Origin of the sequence: Paenibacillus sp. M-152 (assembly GCF_003856555.1) — a bacterium.
Lineage (GTDB): Bacteria > Bacillota > Bacilli > Paenibacillales > Paenibacillaceae > Paenibacillus > Paenibacillus polymyxa_C.
On the sequence record NZ_CP034141.1, the window covers coordinates 4,272,326 to 4,288,113 of the forward strand.

Here is a 15,788-nt window from a genome sequence, read left to right on the forward strand (position 1 = left end):
TAGTATCCGATCTCGGCACTCTCGGCACTTTTATTTCGAGAATTATAGTCAAAAAGCTGTATCTTTCCTATCCGCTTATTACTGTTACTTTTATCAACCAAGATATATATTAATTGCCCATTTGCAAGCCTTTTCAGTACATTCTCTTTATAATTGTTATATGGAGGAAGTTCGATTATGGGTCGGCAAGTATGTTGCTCTTTTTCGCTTTCAGTAAGACTCCAATCATATAAGTCTGGTAAGTAATCTTCAATATTCCCACTATTTAAAAGCACAAGTCCCCTTATCATTCTATCACTCCATTATTTTTAAATTTAGATTGTTTAGTTAGGTAGGGTATCATTTGGTTTTAAGTATCTGTTTTGGCAGCATGAAAAAGCATCGAAATAGCAAACCATGTGGCGTATTACCATATTCCTATATTAACTCATGTTACACTTCCCTCTCATCCTCCTACTTCCAAAAATAAACATAGTAAATCCCCCAACCAATGGGTCATTCTGTAAACTAAATCCTTCTTTTAACCGATAAATACATATGCTGGGTTGTTTATTAAATATCACCTCTCGTCCCTTTAAAGCGTACAAACCTTGTAATACATATCTATTTTGACTCACTGTTGTACTCATCTGCAGCTTCGATAATTCAGAAGCAAATGCAAGATGACGTGCTTCACTTGGAAATACCCATCGCATCTAGAAAGGAGTCATGAACTCACTTGAGCGTATTATCAGATGGGATCGGATATGAAAGCCTACGCTTTTATGGTCCCTTTCAGCCACTACACATCGAACAACTTCAAATAACACGCACCATTAATGATCATGCCTTTTTACATATCAGTGGCATACTCTCCGAAGAACAGGGATCCGCTTGTATCAGTCAAAATATGGAGCAAGAGCCCCTTGTGATTCGTCAGTTAAATGATCAGGGACAATCGCTAAGAAGGCTGTTTCATGGGATTGTTACACGTATGTCCATACACCGTGTGCGAGGCGTGTATACGTTTGAACTGGAGGCCGCTTCCCATTCATACCAGATGGATATCAAACGTAAAAGACGCTCCTATCAAGATATTCACCGCACCTATGATGATCTGGTCACATCGATGGTTCGAAAATATCAGTACGGAGATGCCATTGATACGGTAAGCAACCATGCCAAATTGGACACGTTTGTTTTACAATATGAGGAGACGGATTGGGCGTTTTTAAAACGCCTCGCTTCTCGCTTCGGCTCCGTACTTGTGCCAGAGGTAACCGCAGCCTCGCCCAAGGTTTTCTTCGGTATGCCAGAAGGCAAGCAGCATAAGGTGGAGCGGGATGTATTTTATCGAGTACGGAAAACGTTTCATGAGTTGGATGCGGAAAAGCCGGGAGAACGTGCTGGCTCGTATGTCACCTATATGATTGAAAGCCTGCAATACTATGCACTAGGCGACCTCATCACGTTACCTATTGGACAAGGCAAAGAACTGGTCGTGGTTCGAGCAGTGACAACCTTAGCAGATGGCTTACTCCGCACCCGTTATGATCTTCAAGCCGAACAAGATATCCGCTATGCGCGGTATGAAAACGATCAGGCTACTGGAATTTCGCTGACAGGAACGGTGCTCAAGGTACAGCAGGATTTTGTACAGCTTCAACTGGACATTGACCCGAAGCAAGATCCTGCCAAAGCGTGCTGGTTTCCCATCGCCACCCGTTATGTCGCGGAAGAACATAGTGGCTGGTACGATATGCCTGAGATCGGGGAACAGGTGGAATTGTATCTGCCCACCCACCGCGAACAGGATGCCTATGTAACGGATTCGCTCCGACAACAACGCCACGCAAATGGAAAGCCGAATGTGAAGGTATGGCAACATGTGCAAGGTAGCTCCGTCGAAATGTCTGAGCATGATCTGACCCTATCCACTTCCGGTGAATTTTCCATTACACTGCATGAAAGTAGCGGCATTACGATCGACAGTCCGGGGAATGTGCTGATTCAGGGTGGTCATGTAAAGCTCGATGCAGGACAGGAACTTTCGCTCGAAGCTGGAACGGCGCTACATCTAATAGGCGGAGCCAGCAGCATGGTACTGGATGGTGAGACAGATACCAAGGCTCCGGTGATTTATCAGGAAGGTACAGTGAAGGCTCCTGTTTTCGTAGCTGACCTCCCTCCTGTGTCGGAACCACCATTGATGAGCATCAAAGTATATGAGGCGGCGCAAGCTCCATCAGCAGCTAAAACATCATCAAGCAGCCAAGCCTCTCCTTCTAAAGCAAAAGTCACCAGTCCAGCAAAGCTTCAACAGGCGAATGCCATGATGGGGACAGTATCCAAGCTATTAGGCTCCATTCCGGTAATGGGGAAAGTGGCTGGCGTTGTTGTAGGAGCGCTAAGTGGACCTGCGGCAGGTGTGATTCTGAGAGCAACCGCAGCAATCCCTGTTCGGAGCAAAGGAACCCCTACCGTTGGAGGCAGTAGCAAGAGGAGCGAAGTCCACCCATTAAAACACTTGGCGGGTTTGGCTATGCAAGGGTTGATTAGTCTACACGAGCATGAGAAAGCTAAACAAGCCTATTATAACAAGTGGATTCTTGGGAAAGTGTTTACGAGCGCACGTCATATAGCGCATTCCGGCGGCACATTGGAACTAGTACAGAATCTGCTTAAAGAATCGAATGCCATGGTTCATACGTATCAGCAGGTTCCGGAAGAAGTAAGAAAACGCTGGAGAGCCAATTACGACAGCCGCATGGCACAACAGCCTAAACCACAAGTCGTGGAACCTAAGCCTTGGTGGGAAAAGATGTTTGAACAAAGTGCTAAAAATGACATGATGGCTGCTCAAGCAAAAAGGGAAGCGGCACAGCTTCAAGGTGAATTGATATGGGATGCTGCTCAGGGAGCCAATGAAACCATCAAGGTGAATATGTCAATGGATTTATATAAGCAACGTGACTATCATCCTAAGCACCCGACAGCAGGTAAGGTAGGCGAAGTTGCAGGAAACGTGGTTAGCACTTTAGTAGGTGCTGGGGAAGTAATCGCTGGGGTGGGAGGAGAAGGCATTTCTGTAATTGCGACTTCTACGGGCGTATTAACTCCTGTAGGCGTACTGGCAGCAGCAGCATCCGCTGGTTTCATGGTTCATGGAGGTAAGGCGCTCTACAGTGGCGCGTCCAACACTGGAAAAAGCTCCGCTGAACTCTGGCAAATGATCAAAGATGAAGGCAAACATGGTTCCGCTCTTCCTAAACCGAGCAAACCTAAGGAGAAACCGCCTAAAACTGAGAAGATTTCAGAAAATCCCACCAAAGTAAACTATGGAGATCATTACACTAAAAATGGTCGCAAAAAGGTTTTGAAACCAGATATTGAGTATACTAGTAAGGAAGGATACAATTATAAAACCGATGGTCAAGGACGTGTTTCAAATGTGGAAGGTGAACTCAAATTAGGAGACGGAAAAAGAAACGGATATGCTCAGAGGATTGCAGGTCGAGAAGATCGTTTGCCTGATGACGAAGGTGGCCATCTGATTGCAAGTATATTTAAGGGTTCAGGGAATCTTGATAATCTCGTGCCAATGAATGGTAATCTAAATAAAGGTGAATGGAAGAAACTCGAAAATTCTTGGGCTGACGCACTTAAACAAGGCGATGAAGTGAAGGTAAAAATAACACCAAATTACAAGGGGAATTCTCAACGTCCTGAAAGTTTTGATATTAAATATAAAATTGGTGAAGAAGATTGGGAATTTAGTAGATTCGATAATGTACCAGGAGGGAAATTGAATGAATGATGAACGATTAGGAATATTATATCAACAAATAGCAGAAGTCATAGTGGATGCGATTCCCGAGGAATGGTCTAAAGTCTACCTGTACGGCGAAATCGTAGACGGTGCCCAAACTGCATATTTTTACTTTTATCCTGAGGGTAGTGATACAGCTGTTTACAGCCATGACATTCCTGAAATTTTCACAGTAAGTGAAATTGAATATTCTGGAAAGTGGAATGAATTAGTGGATTTAATTCAGGTGCTCTGGAGAGAATTTAAAGATAACGACCAAGAGGCCTGGAGCAATCTAACTTTAGTATTAGAAAGGACAGGAAAATTCAAAATTGATTTTAATTATGACAATCTTTCGAACACAGACCCTCATGCAAGAAAAACGATTTGGAAATACAATTATCTCGGCATTATGCCTAAAAGTAACTCAGGAAAAAAGCATTTAGAAAAGTATCTTGAAACTGTGGAAAAAGAAAATAAATAAGCATAACTATGTTACTTTTAGAGAAAATAATATTGAGATAGTTTGAGACCTTCTAATCCTAAATTAGGAGAGATTTATATAACTAATCTATTTGAAAATTTTTTTAGCGAGTTACAAGCTGATATGGTTTCCATTTGCTTGGAATATGTTAATGATAGAGCAGATAAAATTTATATTTATTGCTCATATGAAGAGGGAATGATTTCTAGCGACTTTTTTTATCGTATAAACAACAAAGTTATTGAAAGACATAAACTTAATGATGTATTAAACAGTGCAGAAAAAGACGTTTTTGTATATGACGTATCTGTTAAAAGACAACGTGGAGTTATAAAAATAATAAACAATGATATTGAGAAATCTTTTCATTTATGCAAAAGATACGGACGTGAAATACCTACAGAAATGAAAATAATTTATGATGTCAAATCAAACAAATTAACAGCTAATTACAATTATGAATTAGTACACACTAATCATCCGGTTAAAACTGCAGACGATATTTCAATGGAATGGTTTGAACAAATTCAAGCAGAAAAGAGTTTTTAGAGTAAATTCGAATACTTACCAACAAACCAAACACTAACTGATTAAGCACTCGATAAACTTACAAAAGCTCATTCCAACTTGTTTTATTAGTAGGAATGAGCTTTTATTCCACACAAAACAATAACGTATCATCCCTCCCCAACACATTTCCTTTCAGCTTTGCACGCCAATTCTTTTCCTTGGCACCGCCTCAAATATTTCTTGATGGGCAAGCGGTTCGTGATTGTTGAATTATATCTTGCTGTTCTTATCCTATATTCTTATCCGTTTGTTGGTTGGAAATCTACCGTGGGCGTCTTTTGTTGCAACTGCTATTTTGATATTACTTCCCCTGTCCAATAGTTTCTTCCTTCTCTAACTACTTTAATCTATTCTACGAAAATATTCATATTAACTGGCTCGTGACTTATTTTGATTTTCCCATTTTTGATAGCTTCATTATAGGCAAGAATGCCTTGGGAATGAATAAAGGTATGCAAAAAAACTTGCGAAAGTACGCCTTTATGCAAAAGAAATATTGCTGACGCACTAACTGGATGGTATAAAGGAGACTAACGATGAAGGACATGGAAAAATTTAAGCATATTTCAATGAGGGGTAGAGTTGCATTTGGTATTAGCTGTTTTGAGAACGCTATTGTAGCCTTGAAATATGACATTAATGTTTGGAAGATCGTTTTAAATTATTTATGGGAATTCACTAATATACAATACTTGGATGATTGGAACGATATAGTCGTTGAATTAATTCCTGAGAATTTAACAGAATTCAAAACATACGAGGAGGAAGAGTTTGAGAAGTTGAGTAAAGATGAATTCATATATTTGTATAGCTTATATCAAAATATAGATGCGTCAGTCGACGCCTTACTGCGAGGTATTTATGACCTTGGTATCAGTCATGCGTACACTGTATTCGAAGGATACGGCGAAAGCAGTTTGAAAACTTTGGAGAGAATTATAAAGCTCATGATAGATTACAATTTTCCATTGCCAAGTATCGACCCATTTCTAAAATTTTCTATAGAAGAAAATAGAGGAGGGGGTGACAAGTTCGATGGTACAAAATTAACTAAAATTCTTCACCCGGAAATTGATTAGTTTAACTGCACCTTAATATTTAAATTTCAAAAGCTTATTCCAACTTAAATCTATGAGTTGGGATAAGCTTTTTTTTCTAAAGATCTAGCTGATTTACATACACACAGTTAGCCCTATAGCAGATTTTACAAAAATAATGTCGTGATCACGATCACGGTTTAGACTGTAAATTTAAGTTAAAATACAAACAATTTTAAATTTATTTCAGCTGAAACCAAAGATACCATGATCGATCACAAAGAAAAAACAAGGAAGTGTACAAAGATGAAAAGAACTGATTTACCACTTGTCTATTCTTGTTCTGGATGTTCCTCCGCAGCACAAACCGCTAACATGATCGCTATACAAATGGATCGAGAAAAAGTTGCTGAAATGTCCTGCATAGCTGGTGTTGGTGGTGATGTCAAACCCCTTGTCAGAACAGCGAAATCGGGACGTGACATCATTGCAATTGACGGCTGTCCCTTGTCCTGTTGCAAGAGTTGCTTAGCAAGGCATGAAGTTCAACCCAAACACCATTTCCTGCTGTCTGACTTTGACGTACCCAAGATCATAGGAGAAGATCCTAACCCCGATCATTATAGGAATGCTTACACACAAATCTTAGAACAAATTGGACAATAATTCTTAGTCAAGATTAAGGTCTGTATCGAAAGATGGCTCTTATTATGTAACAATATCATAAATAGTTTGTACTGGTGGCTCCTAACACATCTTTAAGGGCCACCAGTATTTTTTTACTCCCAGTTTAATCATTAGATATAAAAATCCTTAAGAATTTGGAGCACTAATTGGAGTCATTTTTTAAATTTTTAAGTAGCTCATTTGCAACATATGGCAAAGCGTTTTCGAACACTTTTCTTACAAGTGACTATACATTCTTTTTTAATACTTTTCAGATAACTAAGGTTCCCCCTCCTATATTCAAGCTCCCCCGCCTCCTTGCTGCCTTGCAAAATTACGTCGTTACCATCCAATCAACACAGCAACTATGTATCTGCCTGCTTACCAGGTTTGAGTCGGAGTACTATATCGGTTCCCAACATCACGTTTCCAGCATTTGCACTGAACGGCGATTTTACAGCCATCTTTGCCCTTGAAAATTACTTTACGTATAGCGAAGTGCCTAAAAATAAACGTAATGATGAAATCGGTAAATATCACAAAATGACAACAGATGTTATATTATACTTTGGTTGAAGTTAAACAAAGGAGATGCTTATGATGAATCAAGAACCAAATCAGCAATTAGGTGAGATTATTGAGCGGTTCATACATTCATATATGGCAGAAAATAATAATATCCGATCTCAAAAAGTAATCAACACTGCAGATGAGGAAACAATAGCTCATTTAAGGAAAATTGGTTTTCCAAAAAAAGGAAGACCCGTAAAAGAAGTTGTCGATGAAATGAGGAAAAACGTTTATTCTCATCAAACTTTCATGCAACACCCTCGCTTTTTCGCCTTGGTTCCTAGTCCAATGTCTCTTTACTCTTGGTTAGGAGATATCATGACCAGTGCTTATAATACCCACGCCGGAAGCTGGATGCTGAGTTCGAGCGCAAGCCTTTTAGAGGGAGAAGTGATCCGGTGGATGTGTGACCAAGCAGGATATCCAGATACGGCTGGGGGCTTATTTCTGTCGGGCGGATCGCTGTCAAATTTGACCGCTTTAGCGGCTGCCCGCAATGCAAGGTTATCCGAGCAGGAATATGCCATTGGAACTGCTTATGTTTCAGATCAAACTCATTCATCGGTCGCCAAAGGGCTACACATCCTCGGATTCCGTGGTGATCAAATCAGGAAAGTTCCAAGTGATAAAAAATTTCGTATGGATGTTTCAGCCTTAGAGAAAAAAATAATGGATGATCAGGCGGCTGGCATGAAGCCTTTTGCGGTCATTGCCACGGCAGGTACAACCAATACGGGAAGTATTGACCCGCTAAACGAAATTGCTGACCTATGTGAAAACCATAATATTTGGTTACACGTGGATGGAGCTTACGGTGCGTCGATTTTGGCTTCTTCGAAATATAAGTCTCTTTTGAGCGGGATATCGCGTTCAGATAGTATCACTTGGGATGCACATAAATGGCTAATGCAGACCTATTCCTGTAGCGTGGTTTTAGCCAAAGATAAGCAGCAACTCAAAAACTGCTTCAGCACACGCCCAGAATATTTGAAGGATGCCGAGACTGATGAAGAACATATTAATTATTGGGATTTGGGTCCAGAGTTAACCCGGCCTGCTCGAAGTCTGAAACTATGGGTGACACTGCAAGCTTTGGGGACTGATGCTGTCGGTGAAGCCATAGAGCATGGAGTTCAACTCGCAGAATGGGCTGAAGATGAAATCAAGAAACATAATCATTGGGAAATTGTATCCCCCGCGCAGTTAGCGATTGTTAATTTTCGATATGCACCACCTGGATTATCCGACCAAGAATTAGATTCACTCAATAAAAGGATCTCCCAAGAAATGATGACGAACGGATACGCCTCTGTGCTTACGACACAACTTAATGGAAAAACGGTTCTCAGAATCTGTGCAATTCACCCAGACACTACCGAAGATGAGATAAGGAATACAATTCAGCTTTTATCGAATATAGCAAGATCATTGAATGAGAAAAAAGCTCTTTTATGATGTTCAATTGTGAAAATGAAGTACTGCACTTTCTGTAAATAGATGAAAATGTTCAGCATCACACAAATAAGAGGGGCACGTCGCCCCTCTTTACTGTTTTCCCAGACATCTTCCAAATTATTTGCCATTGTGTAATGCAGTAACAGTGAACAGCACTCAATCCTAAAACGTTATTTGGAATGCAGTAATATATTCAAGTTGCTCTTAAACTCTCTTACATCAATATTCTGATCTCGATATATTATTACCACGTACACAACATGCCTTATTGGTGATAATGATGCCATATTTTTCGCCAACTATTTGGCATCCGAAGTTCTATTACATCATTTCAGCAGATAGTCACTTTTAATACATTTTACCAAAAAAGTGATCGCATCTATTTTTCACTAAAGCTTTTGGCCCATTCAGCAACCCTAAGACTACTTTCTTCTTCTGACAAATCCTCAATCCTGGTCATAATAGACCATCTTACTCCACAAGGATCCAGTATACTTGCGAATCGATCACCTGAAACAAAGTTTGTCACTGGCTCCCTTACTTTCGCTCCTCTTGCTACCGCATTTTCAATGACCTGATCCACATTCATTACGTAAATTCCGAAAGAATAACACGCATTGCCTTCATCTGGCGGCAAGACCAATTGATATGTCGGATTCGCTGCTCCCAGCTGCAAAAAACCATTTCCAAAATCTAATTCCGCATGAACAATGATTTTATTGCCATTCTCATCAGAAAATTCAGTAATATCCTTAACCCTCGCATTGAAAACCGCTTTATAAAACTCTATTGCTTCGGAAGGATTCTTCACGGTAATAAACGGGGTAATAGATGTAAAGCCGTTGGGTATTCCCTTCTTTGTATATTTACCTGACACTCCCACATATTCTCTGCTTTCAGTCATTTTAACTCCTCCTTTAAATGATCGTAACAGTTCAGTTTTATGCTTATACCTTCATTGGATGGAATCCATCAATTCATAGTAATGTTTGGAAGCACGTGTCTTATTAAGACTATACCAGGCTTCTAATGTTTTAGAAGAAAACACACCCAAAGCTTTCAAAACGTGTACGGAGAATTCCAACGGAGCCATTCCAGATGCAGTGATCAGCCTTCCATTCGTTACAGCAGATTCCATTTTGTAATACTTTTCGCCTGTATAGGTGGGACAGGTCATTTTGAGGTATTCCAGATCATTGCTTGTATGCGAACGTGAATTCAGCAGTCCTGCCTGGGCAAGTCCCATGGTAGCACCACAAATCGCTGCAACCCATATACCTTTCTCTAAACACCTCTCAGCGATTTTTAAGATTGGTTGGTGAATGGTTTCTGTCCATGTATTTCCACCGGGTAAAATCAATAAATCCGTGCTTTCAATACTGCACTCATCCAGTTTGATGTCAGGCAGGATTTTCAATCCGCCCATGGTAGTGACAGGAGTCTTCTCCATTCCCACAGTAACTATTTTGGATGGGACCAGCCCCTTTTTATAATATCTCCCCGAGTTCAGTTCGGCAGTTAAGTAACCGATCTCCCAGTCTGCCATAGTGTCAAATACATAAAGATATACCGTACTATTCATTCACAGGTTCTCCTTATTTTATAATTTATCAAGTGATACCAACCTCGGTAACCCGTGATTATCCCCATTATAAAAAAGCTTCACTGACATCTGCTGTCAGTGAAGCTTTTAGCGCTGATAATATTCTACTAACTCCGACGCAACAGCAACTAGTTTTTCCTTCAAGCTCTGTGGTTCGATGACTTGAATGGATTTCCCATAGGGGAGGAGTAAATAAGGGACATATGTATGAAGTGATTTTTCCTCAAGCAAAAAGATGGCTTGGTTAGCGGTTCGTTCTTTCAGATGATGCCCCAAAAACCAATGTAGACATAAGTCATCCAATGCCTCTGACTTGCCTTCGATCATTAAAGAAATTAAACCGTCCTTGCCCACTAAATCAGGTAACAGATTTTGCATAAAAAATTCACGAGCCGAAAAAGCTTCAGGCCGCTTAAATAGGCTTGGAGTACGCTTAATCTGTAGAATCCGATCTGCCCGAAAGCTACGGATCTCATTCCTTAGGTGACAAAATGCAACAGTATACCATTTGTTGTTCCAATAAACCATTCCGTAGGGGTCTATCACCCTATTCTTGGGTTGTTCTTCATGGCTTGTGCGATAATCCATTTCGACAGAGAATTCGTTGGCTACAGCCTGCTCCAATTCTGCCAATATCGGCTGAAGAGAAGGATCTCCCATGCGATTTATCACTTCAAATCCGGCTAAATGACGACTAAGTATACTTTCCTGCTCTTGATTCGAATACATTTTCAATTTTGACGTCGCATTGCTTAATTCCTCACTCAAAGGGTATCCAGCCTCTTTTGCAAAAACCGCAGCATGAAGGAGCGCCTTTTTTTCCTCCATATCAAATAGTAAAGGTGCTCTAATAAAATTATTCAGCAAGCGATACCCGCCATGATGACCCGTGTCGGATATTATAGGCACTCCACTGGCGCATAGTGCGTCAATATACCGATAAACTGTCCTTATATTTATTTCTAACTTTTCGGATATTTGTTTTGCGGTCATTTTCACACCCGAATTCAGCATCCATAAAATGGCCAGCATATTATCGTTTTTTGGCATAACATGAACCCTCCTCTCTTATTAAAGCTTAATCTTTTATAAATATCACTTTATACTCCCTCTTACCACCTATTATATGCTTTTTTCCATCTTATACTTCCCTCTCATATCTCCAAATTCCAGATTTACACATAGTAAATACCATAATGTATGGGTCATTCTGTAAACTAACTCTCTCTTTTAACCGATAAATACATATGCTGGATTTATAATTCCACTTTTTAAACACAACTACAGAAGGAGACACCTATGGAAAATATCGTGACGTACGGTCATATCGAAATCATGCCTTATGAGTTCGTCCGCCTTCATGAACTTAAAATCTTAAAAACAGTCAATGACCATGCCCGAATGATCTGTACAGGCATCATCTCGGAGAAAAAGCGAGAGCTGTATGTACGTGCTTCGGATGAAGAAACCCAGGTCAAAGCTTTTGTTACGGACAAAAATGGCAATCGGCAGCCTCTTTTTCGAGGCATTGCCTTGGATGTGGAGGAAAAAGTCGTTCACGGGGTCCATTACCTAACCGTCGAAGCCATCTCTCATACCTACGAGTTAGATATTAAACGCCATCAACGCTCTTTCCAAAATCCCAAGCTCACCTATACGGGTTTGATTGAAAGTATTGTATCGGACTACTCCAAAGCAGAAGCGATGGATGTTGTGTCCCATAAGAAGCCCATTGGTACCTTTATCATGCAATATGATGAAACCGATTGGCAATTTCTGAAACGGATGGCTTCCCACTTCTACTCTCCGCTCATTCCTGCAGTGGGCTATGGAGTGCCAAAGTTTTATTTTGGCCTACCTATGGGACTCAGCAAAGGAGAAATTAAATCTACGAATTATAAAGTCACCAAACGGGTCGCGGATTTTCAAACCGCCTCAGAGAACCATATCCCTGGCGTGCGTGATGCGGATTTTATCCAATATGAGGTCGAGACGGAGAAATTGCTGGAGCCTGGCTACGAAGTGACCTTTCAAGGTCATAAGCTGATCGTAGCTGAGGTGCTAACGGAGATGAAGGATGGAGTACTGACCCATACCGCCAAGCTGTCACCACGGAGCGGCTTACGACCGATTAAAGACTACAATCGCTCTATTATCGGCGCTTCCATTCAAGGCAAGGTACTGAGCGTTCGTCGGGACAAAGTACGCGCCCAGCTCGATATGGACGATCAGCAAGATCCGAACACAGATTACTGGTTTCCCTACTCTACCATTTATGCCTCTGCGGATAACACGGGCTGGTATTGTATGCCTGAGGATGGGGACAGCATTCGCATTTATTTCCCCAGTTATAAGGAAGAAGAAGGATACGCAATCAGCTCAGTTAAAAGAGAACCACAACCTTCCGGGGGAAAAGCTTCTGTTACTTCTGGTCATGGCACAACTTCTGCTTCGTCTGCCGGATCAAAGTCTTCTTCGGCACTGTCTGCGGTAGCTCCTGCGCCAGATCGAATGGCTGATCCTGCCATTAAGACGCTGCGAACCAAATACGGCAAAGAAATCATGCTCGCCCCAGATCAAATCGTTATTTCTGGCAATGGCATGTCCATTGTCATTAACGATAAAACAGGCATTGATATTGTAAGTGGAAAAAATGTGAGTATTAGCGCGGCTTCGGATATTATTATGAGTTCCGGTAACATCCAGCTTTCTGCCGGAAAAATTGAGCTGTCTGGTAAAGGTAACACGATCACGTTGGATGACAAAACCACCTTCTCCGGCACGGAAATTAAGATGAACTAACGGAAGGTGAGAACTAGCAGATGGATAAACAAGCGGCATTATACCATTTTAAAGAACATCATTTTACACCTTTGTTGGACATTCAGTTGGACAGGCTGGAAGCCATGTTTGATCGCTACCAAGCTCAACTAATCTCCGATTTCAAAGAATCGTTTAGGGATTTGTGTATACACATTTTGAGCATGCAGCAACAAGGCCAAAAAGAACCCATTGGATATATTCACTACTCGTTCTTGCGCACTCAGATGCTGGAGCAATCCTACCTGTATATGGTCGAGGCTTATTCTGCTGAATGGTACGAAGATGATTCTGATTGCAAGTTAACCTATGACGCGTCATGGGCTTACGCACCAATGAGTATCATGTTGGAAGCCTTGGAGAAGGAACGAAAAATATATATGGGGACGATCACTTCAGTGGACGTTGAACGATTGATGTTGGAATCCGCTCCTTTATTCCACCAGTTTGTGAGCTCCCTTCTGCGCTTAGGCATGACAGAAGTGGTTCAAATGCCTGAGTATCTCGCTATTCATAAAGCTGATCGTGTAGCCATCCGAACGGGTGAGTACAAGGATATCAGCGAGAATCTATATGTCGAAGATCAGGAAGCACTTCTTGCAGATCATGTGAGAGAGCAATTGATACACTCCAGTGAAGAAGAACCCTATGTTTACGAAAACCTAAAGCGGCTCTCTCTTCCCCACCTTCACCTGATGCAAAAGGATCTGCGCTATAACGATTTTAGCCACAGTGACTTACGGGAAAGCCAGTTTCACACCTGCATATTGATCGGAAGCATGTGGCAGCGATCGAATCTAGCAGGGGGTAGCTTTCAGGGATGCTTACTGACCGACGCGGATTTTAGATATAGCAATTTGAGAGATGCTAACTTCAGTAATGCCAGCGGACAACCTTATCGGGAACATGGAGTTCGGGTGCCAGGTCTATGTGGCCTTCATTTTGAACATGCCATCCTGGATGGGGCCGATTTTACGGATGTACATTCGTTTGAACATGCGTATTTTGATGGGGCTTCGATGCAAGGAACCCTCGTCCCGCAAAAGTACTACCAGCATTGGAAACTAAGCGAAGCACAGCTTCAATCTATTGTGTGGACGGAGTAAGGAGGAATGTGTATGCGCCATTATTATGTGCTGGTCGATGATCATCGTATATCCCGAAACATTGAACCGATGAATTTAAATCTTTTTAAAACGCCATTTGTTGGCATGCCTCCGGCTCAGGTTTTAGATGTTCATGCGACAGAAGATGCGGAGTATACGGACTGGCTACCATTTTTAACCTCACAACCGCTATTTTCCGATCCTTTGAAACGGATTCTAGAATTATACAATACACAAGCTCGTTTTAAGCAGGTGTATATCGTGAACCGGGAACCTAGCCGTCAGGAATTATATTGGATTTGTTCCGTTCCCTCTGTGGATGGCATTTCAGAGCAGACTGAATTTTATGCGCACGACCAAACTCTAAAACGACTTGTTCTAGATAGCCATAAGGTGAATGGACACCATTTTTTCCGATTGTCCAACGTGAGGGAACCTTATTTCATCGTTAGCTTAGAGGCTGCTGAAAGCTTGCTTCGGCGGAGTTTGAGTGGTTTTCGGCTACAGAAGCTAGAACTCTTATAAGGAGGTTCAATCTTGACGGAGCATTGGGATGAATTTTTTTTAAAACTGCATCATCAGCAAATATTGAAAGAGCAATTAAGTACAGCGGAAAACGATGAAAGCTGGATGATGATATCTATTGAAGAAGCGATAGAGGGAATTTTAAAAGGCTCACTAACGCTGACGAATGAACAGGAAATTCGGTTTCAAACCCTTCCTGTCTTTGAAAATCAAGTCACCATTTCCCTGCCTGACTCTCTTGCTCCAGAAGTTCGAACTGGACAGACGGTAGATCCATCGAGAAGCTTCGTCGTTCAGGACAAGCTGGGCGGAATCCTGTTCGGTCTGCACCAAAGCGGGCAAGAACTGAACCCTACGCAAATAGAAGTCTATCAACAACAGATGATTGAGCAAACCAGTCGCGCACAACCAAGTATGAAGCTTGTAGATGAAAAGATTCTTTCTATTCAAGATACCATCATTGGCTGCTATGAAGCTATTTTTCTAGTTTCCCCCTCTCCCTATTATCAGGTTGTCTTTGTGCGTTCCTGGCGTGGCAAGGCTATGATCGGGAGTTGCCAATTTAAGCTGGAGGATGGTCCCCTCTGGGTTCCGTTAACCTATGCCATGCTGCATACTGCGACATGGTCGGAGCTTTCTTGAATCTATACCTTTTATCCAAGGAGGTACTTATATGTTTTTACCTATACTTATTAAAGCTTTGGCCCAAGGTGCACTCAGCGGAGAACATTCCTATGTGGTGAGAGGAGCCAAGCTACAGTGCAGTCAAGGTACAGACCCTGGTGTGCTTAATATGATGTACAGCCATGGTGTCTTCATTAAAGATAAACCCGTTCTGAACGTGGACGATGCCATTTGTGGAGCCAATATTAGCAAAATCAATGCTTTTGGTCTGTGTAAATTGAAGCATGGTCTTCCTTGCGAACCTGAGATTGCGTTTGGGTCCAAGTGGACCGGTGGGAAAGAAGACGTATTGATCGAGGGGGCACCCGCCCTACTCAACAATTCGACCTTAATGTGTAGCTGCCAAGATGTTCTGACTAATACGTTCAATTTCATGATAGACCCCAGTGATGATGTTACCCTCTCTTCTGCGATAGGACCTAGTGGTGGGGGCATCATCTCGATCATCGATGACGGGCAAGACAGTTGACTTTATCAAGCA

Annotated in this window: 14 protein-coding genes; 11 read left to right on the forward strand and 3 right to left on the reverse strand. The window is 41.6% G+C overall.

The genetic code is table 11. The features are described 5' to 3' along the window. Positions 1 to 718: 718 nt before the first annotated feature. From EGM68_RS18620 to EGM68_RS18650, 6 genes are all read left to right on the forward strand, one after another. Complete coding sequence (locus tag EGM68_RS18620; protein ID WP_129549782.1) at positions 719 to 3,796, forward strand: DNA/RNA non-specific endonuclease; 3,078 nt, start codon at positions 719 to 721, stop codon at positions 3,794 to 3,796. Further along, positions 3,789 to 4,271: an antitoxin YezG family protein gene (locus tag EGM68_RS18625; RefSeq protein ID WP_129549783.1), complete on the forward strand. Its 483-nt coding sequence runs from the start codon at positions 3,789 to 3,791 to the stop codon at positions 4,269 to 4,271. Before EGM68_RS18620 ends, EGM68_RS18625 begins: the two co-directional genes overlap by 8 nt. A gap of 123 nt (positions 4,272 to 4,394) precedes the next feature. Next, positions 4,395 to 4,820, forward strand: a complete 426-nt coding sequence (locus EGM68_RS18630) for a DUF600 domain-containing protein (protein ID WP_129550347.1) — start codon at positions 4,395 to 4,397, stop codon at positions 4,818 to 4,820. A gap of 557 nt (positions 4,821 to 5,377) precedes the next feature. Further along, positions 5,378 to 5,920, forward strand: a complete 543-nt coding sequence (locus EGM68_RS18635; protein WP_129549784.1) for a hypothetical protein — start codon at positions 5,378 to 5,380, stop codon at positions 5,918 to 5,920. 264 nt (positions 5,921 to 6,184) lie between these two features. Next, entirely contained in the window at positions 6,185 to 6,544 is a 360-nt protein-coding gene (locus EGM68_RS18640) for a putative zinc-binding protein (protein WP_013311396.1), read from the forward strand. Positions 6,545 to 7,141: 597 nt separating this feature from the next. Further along, a complete protein-coding gene (locus EGM68_RS18650) occupies positions 7,142 to 8,569 on the forward strand; it encodes a pyridoxal phosphate-dependent decarboxylase family protein (RefSeq protein ID WP_129549785.1) in 1,428 nt (475 codons plus the stop codon). 379 nt (positions 8,570 to 8,948) lie between these two features. Here the strand turns inward: EGM68_RS18650 and EGM68_RS18655 are convergent, their stop codons facing one another. The 3 genes from EGM68_RS18655 to EGM68_RS18665 form a co-directional block, all read right to left on the reverse strand. Further along, positions 8,949 to 9,473: a VOC family protein gene (locus EGM68_RS18655; protein WP_129549786.1), complete on the reverse strand. Its 525-nt coding sequence runs from the start codon at positions 9,471 to 9,473 to the stop codon at positions 8,949 to 8,951. 51 nt (positions 9,474 to 9,524) lie between these two features. Continuing rightward, the gene (locus EGM68_RS18660) at positions 9,525 to 10,151 is read right to left on the reverse strand and encodes a type 1 glutamine amidotransferase family protein (protein ID WP_129549787.1); all 627 of its coding nucleotides are present in this window, start codon (positions 10,149 to 10,151) and stop codon (positions 9,525 to 9,527) included. A 108-nt stretch (positions 10,152 to 10,259) separates the two neighbouring features. Further along, positions 10,260 to 11,222, reverse strand: a complete 963-nt coding sequence (locus tag EGM68_RS18665) for a helix-turn-helix transcriptional regulator (protein ID WP_129549788.1) — start codon at positions 11,220 to 11,222, stop codon at positions 10,260 to 10,262. A gap of 249 nt (positions 11,223 to 11,471) precedes the next feature. Between EGM68_RS18665 and EGM68_RS18670 the strand changes: the two genes are divergently transcribed. The 5 genes from EGM68_RS18670 to EGM68_RS18690 are packed head-to-tail and all read left to right on the forward strand — an operon-like array spanning position 11,472 to position 15,776. After that, on the forward strand, positions 11,472 to 12,974 hold the full coding sequence (locus EGM68_RS18670; protein WP_013372461.1) for a hypothetical protein: 1,503 nt from the start codon (positions 11,472 to 11,474) through the stop codon (positions 12,972 to 12,974). 20 nt (positions 12,975 to 12,994) lie between these two features. Then, entirely contained in the window at positions 12,995 to 14,098 is a 1,104-nt protein-coding gene (locus EGM68_RS18675; protein ID WP_129549789.1) for a pentapeptide repeat-containing protein, read from the forward strand. A gap of 12 nt (positions 14,099 to 14,110) precedes the next feature. After that, on the forward strand, positions 14,111 to 14,623 hold the full coding sequence (locus EGM68_RS18680; protein WP_129549790.1) for an imm11 family protein: 513 nt from the start codon (positions 14,111 to 14,113) through the stop codon (positions 14,621 to 14,623). Positions 14,624 to 14,635: 12 nt separating this feature from the next. Continuing rightward, positions 14,636 to 15,265, forward strand: a complete 630-nt coding sequence (locus tag EGM68_RS18685; protein ID WP_129549791.1) for a hypothetical protein — start codon at positions 14,636 to 14,638, stop codon at positions 15,263 to 15,265. Positions 15,266 to 15,296: 31 nt separating this feature from the next. Continuing rightward, positions 15,297 to 15,776, forward strand: coding sequence for a DUF4280 domain-containing protein (locus EGM68_RS18690; protein WP_129549792.1), 480 nt, complete (start codon positions 15,297 to 15,299; stop codon positions 15,774 to 15,776). Positions 15,777 to 15,788 lie beyond the last annotated feature (12 nt).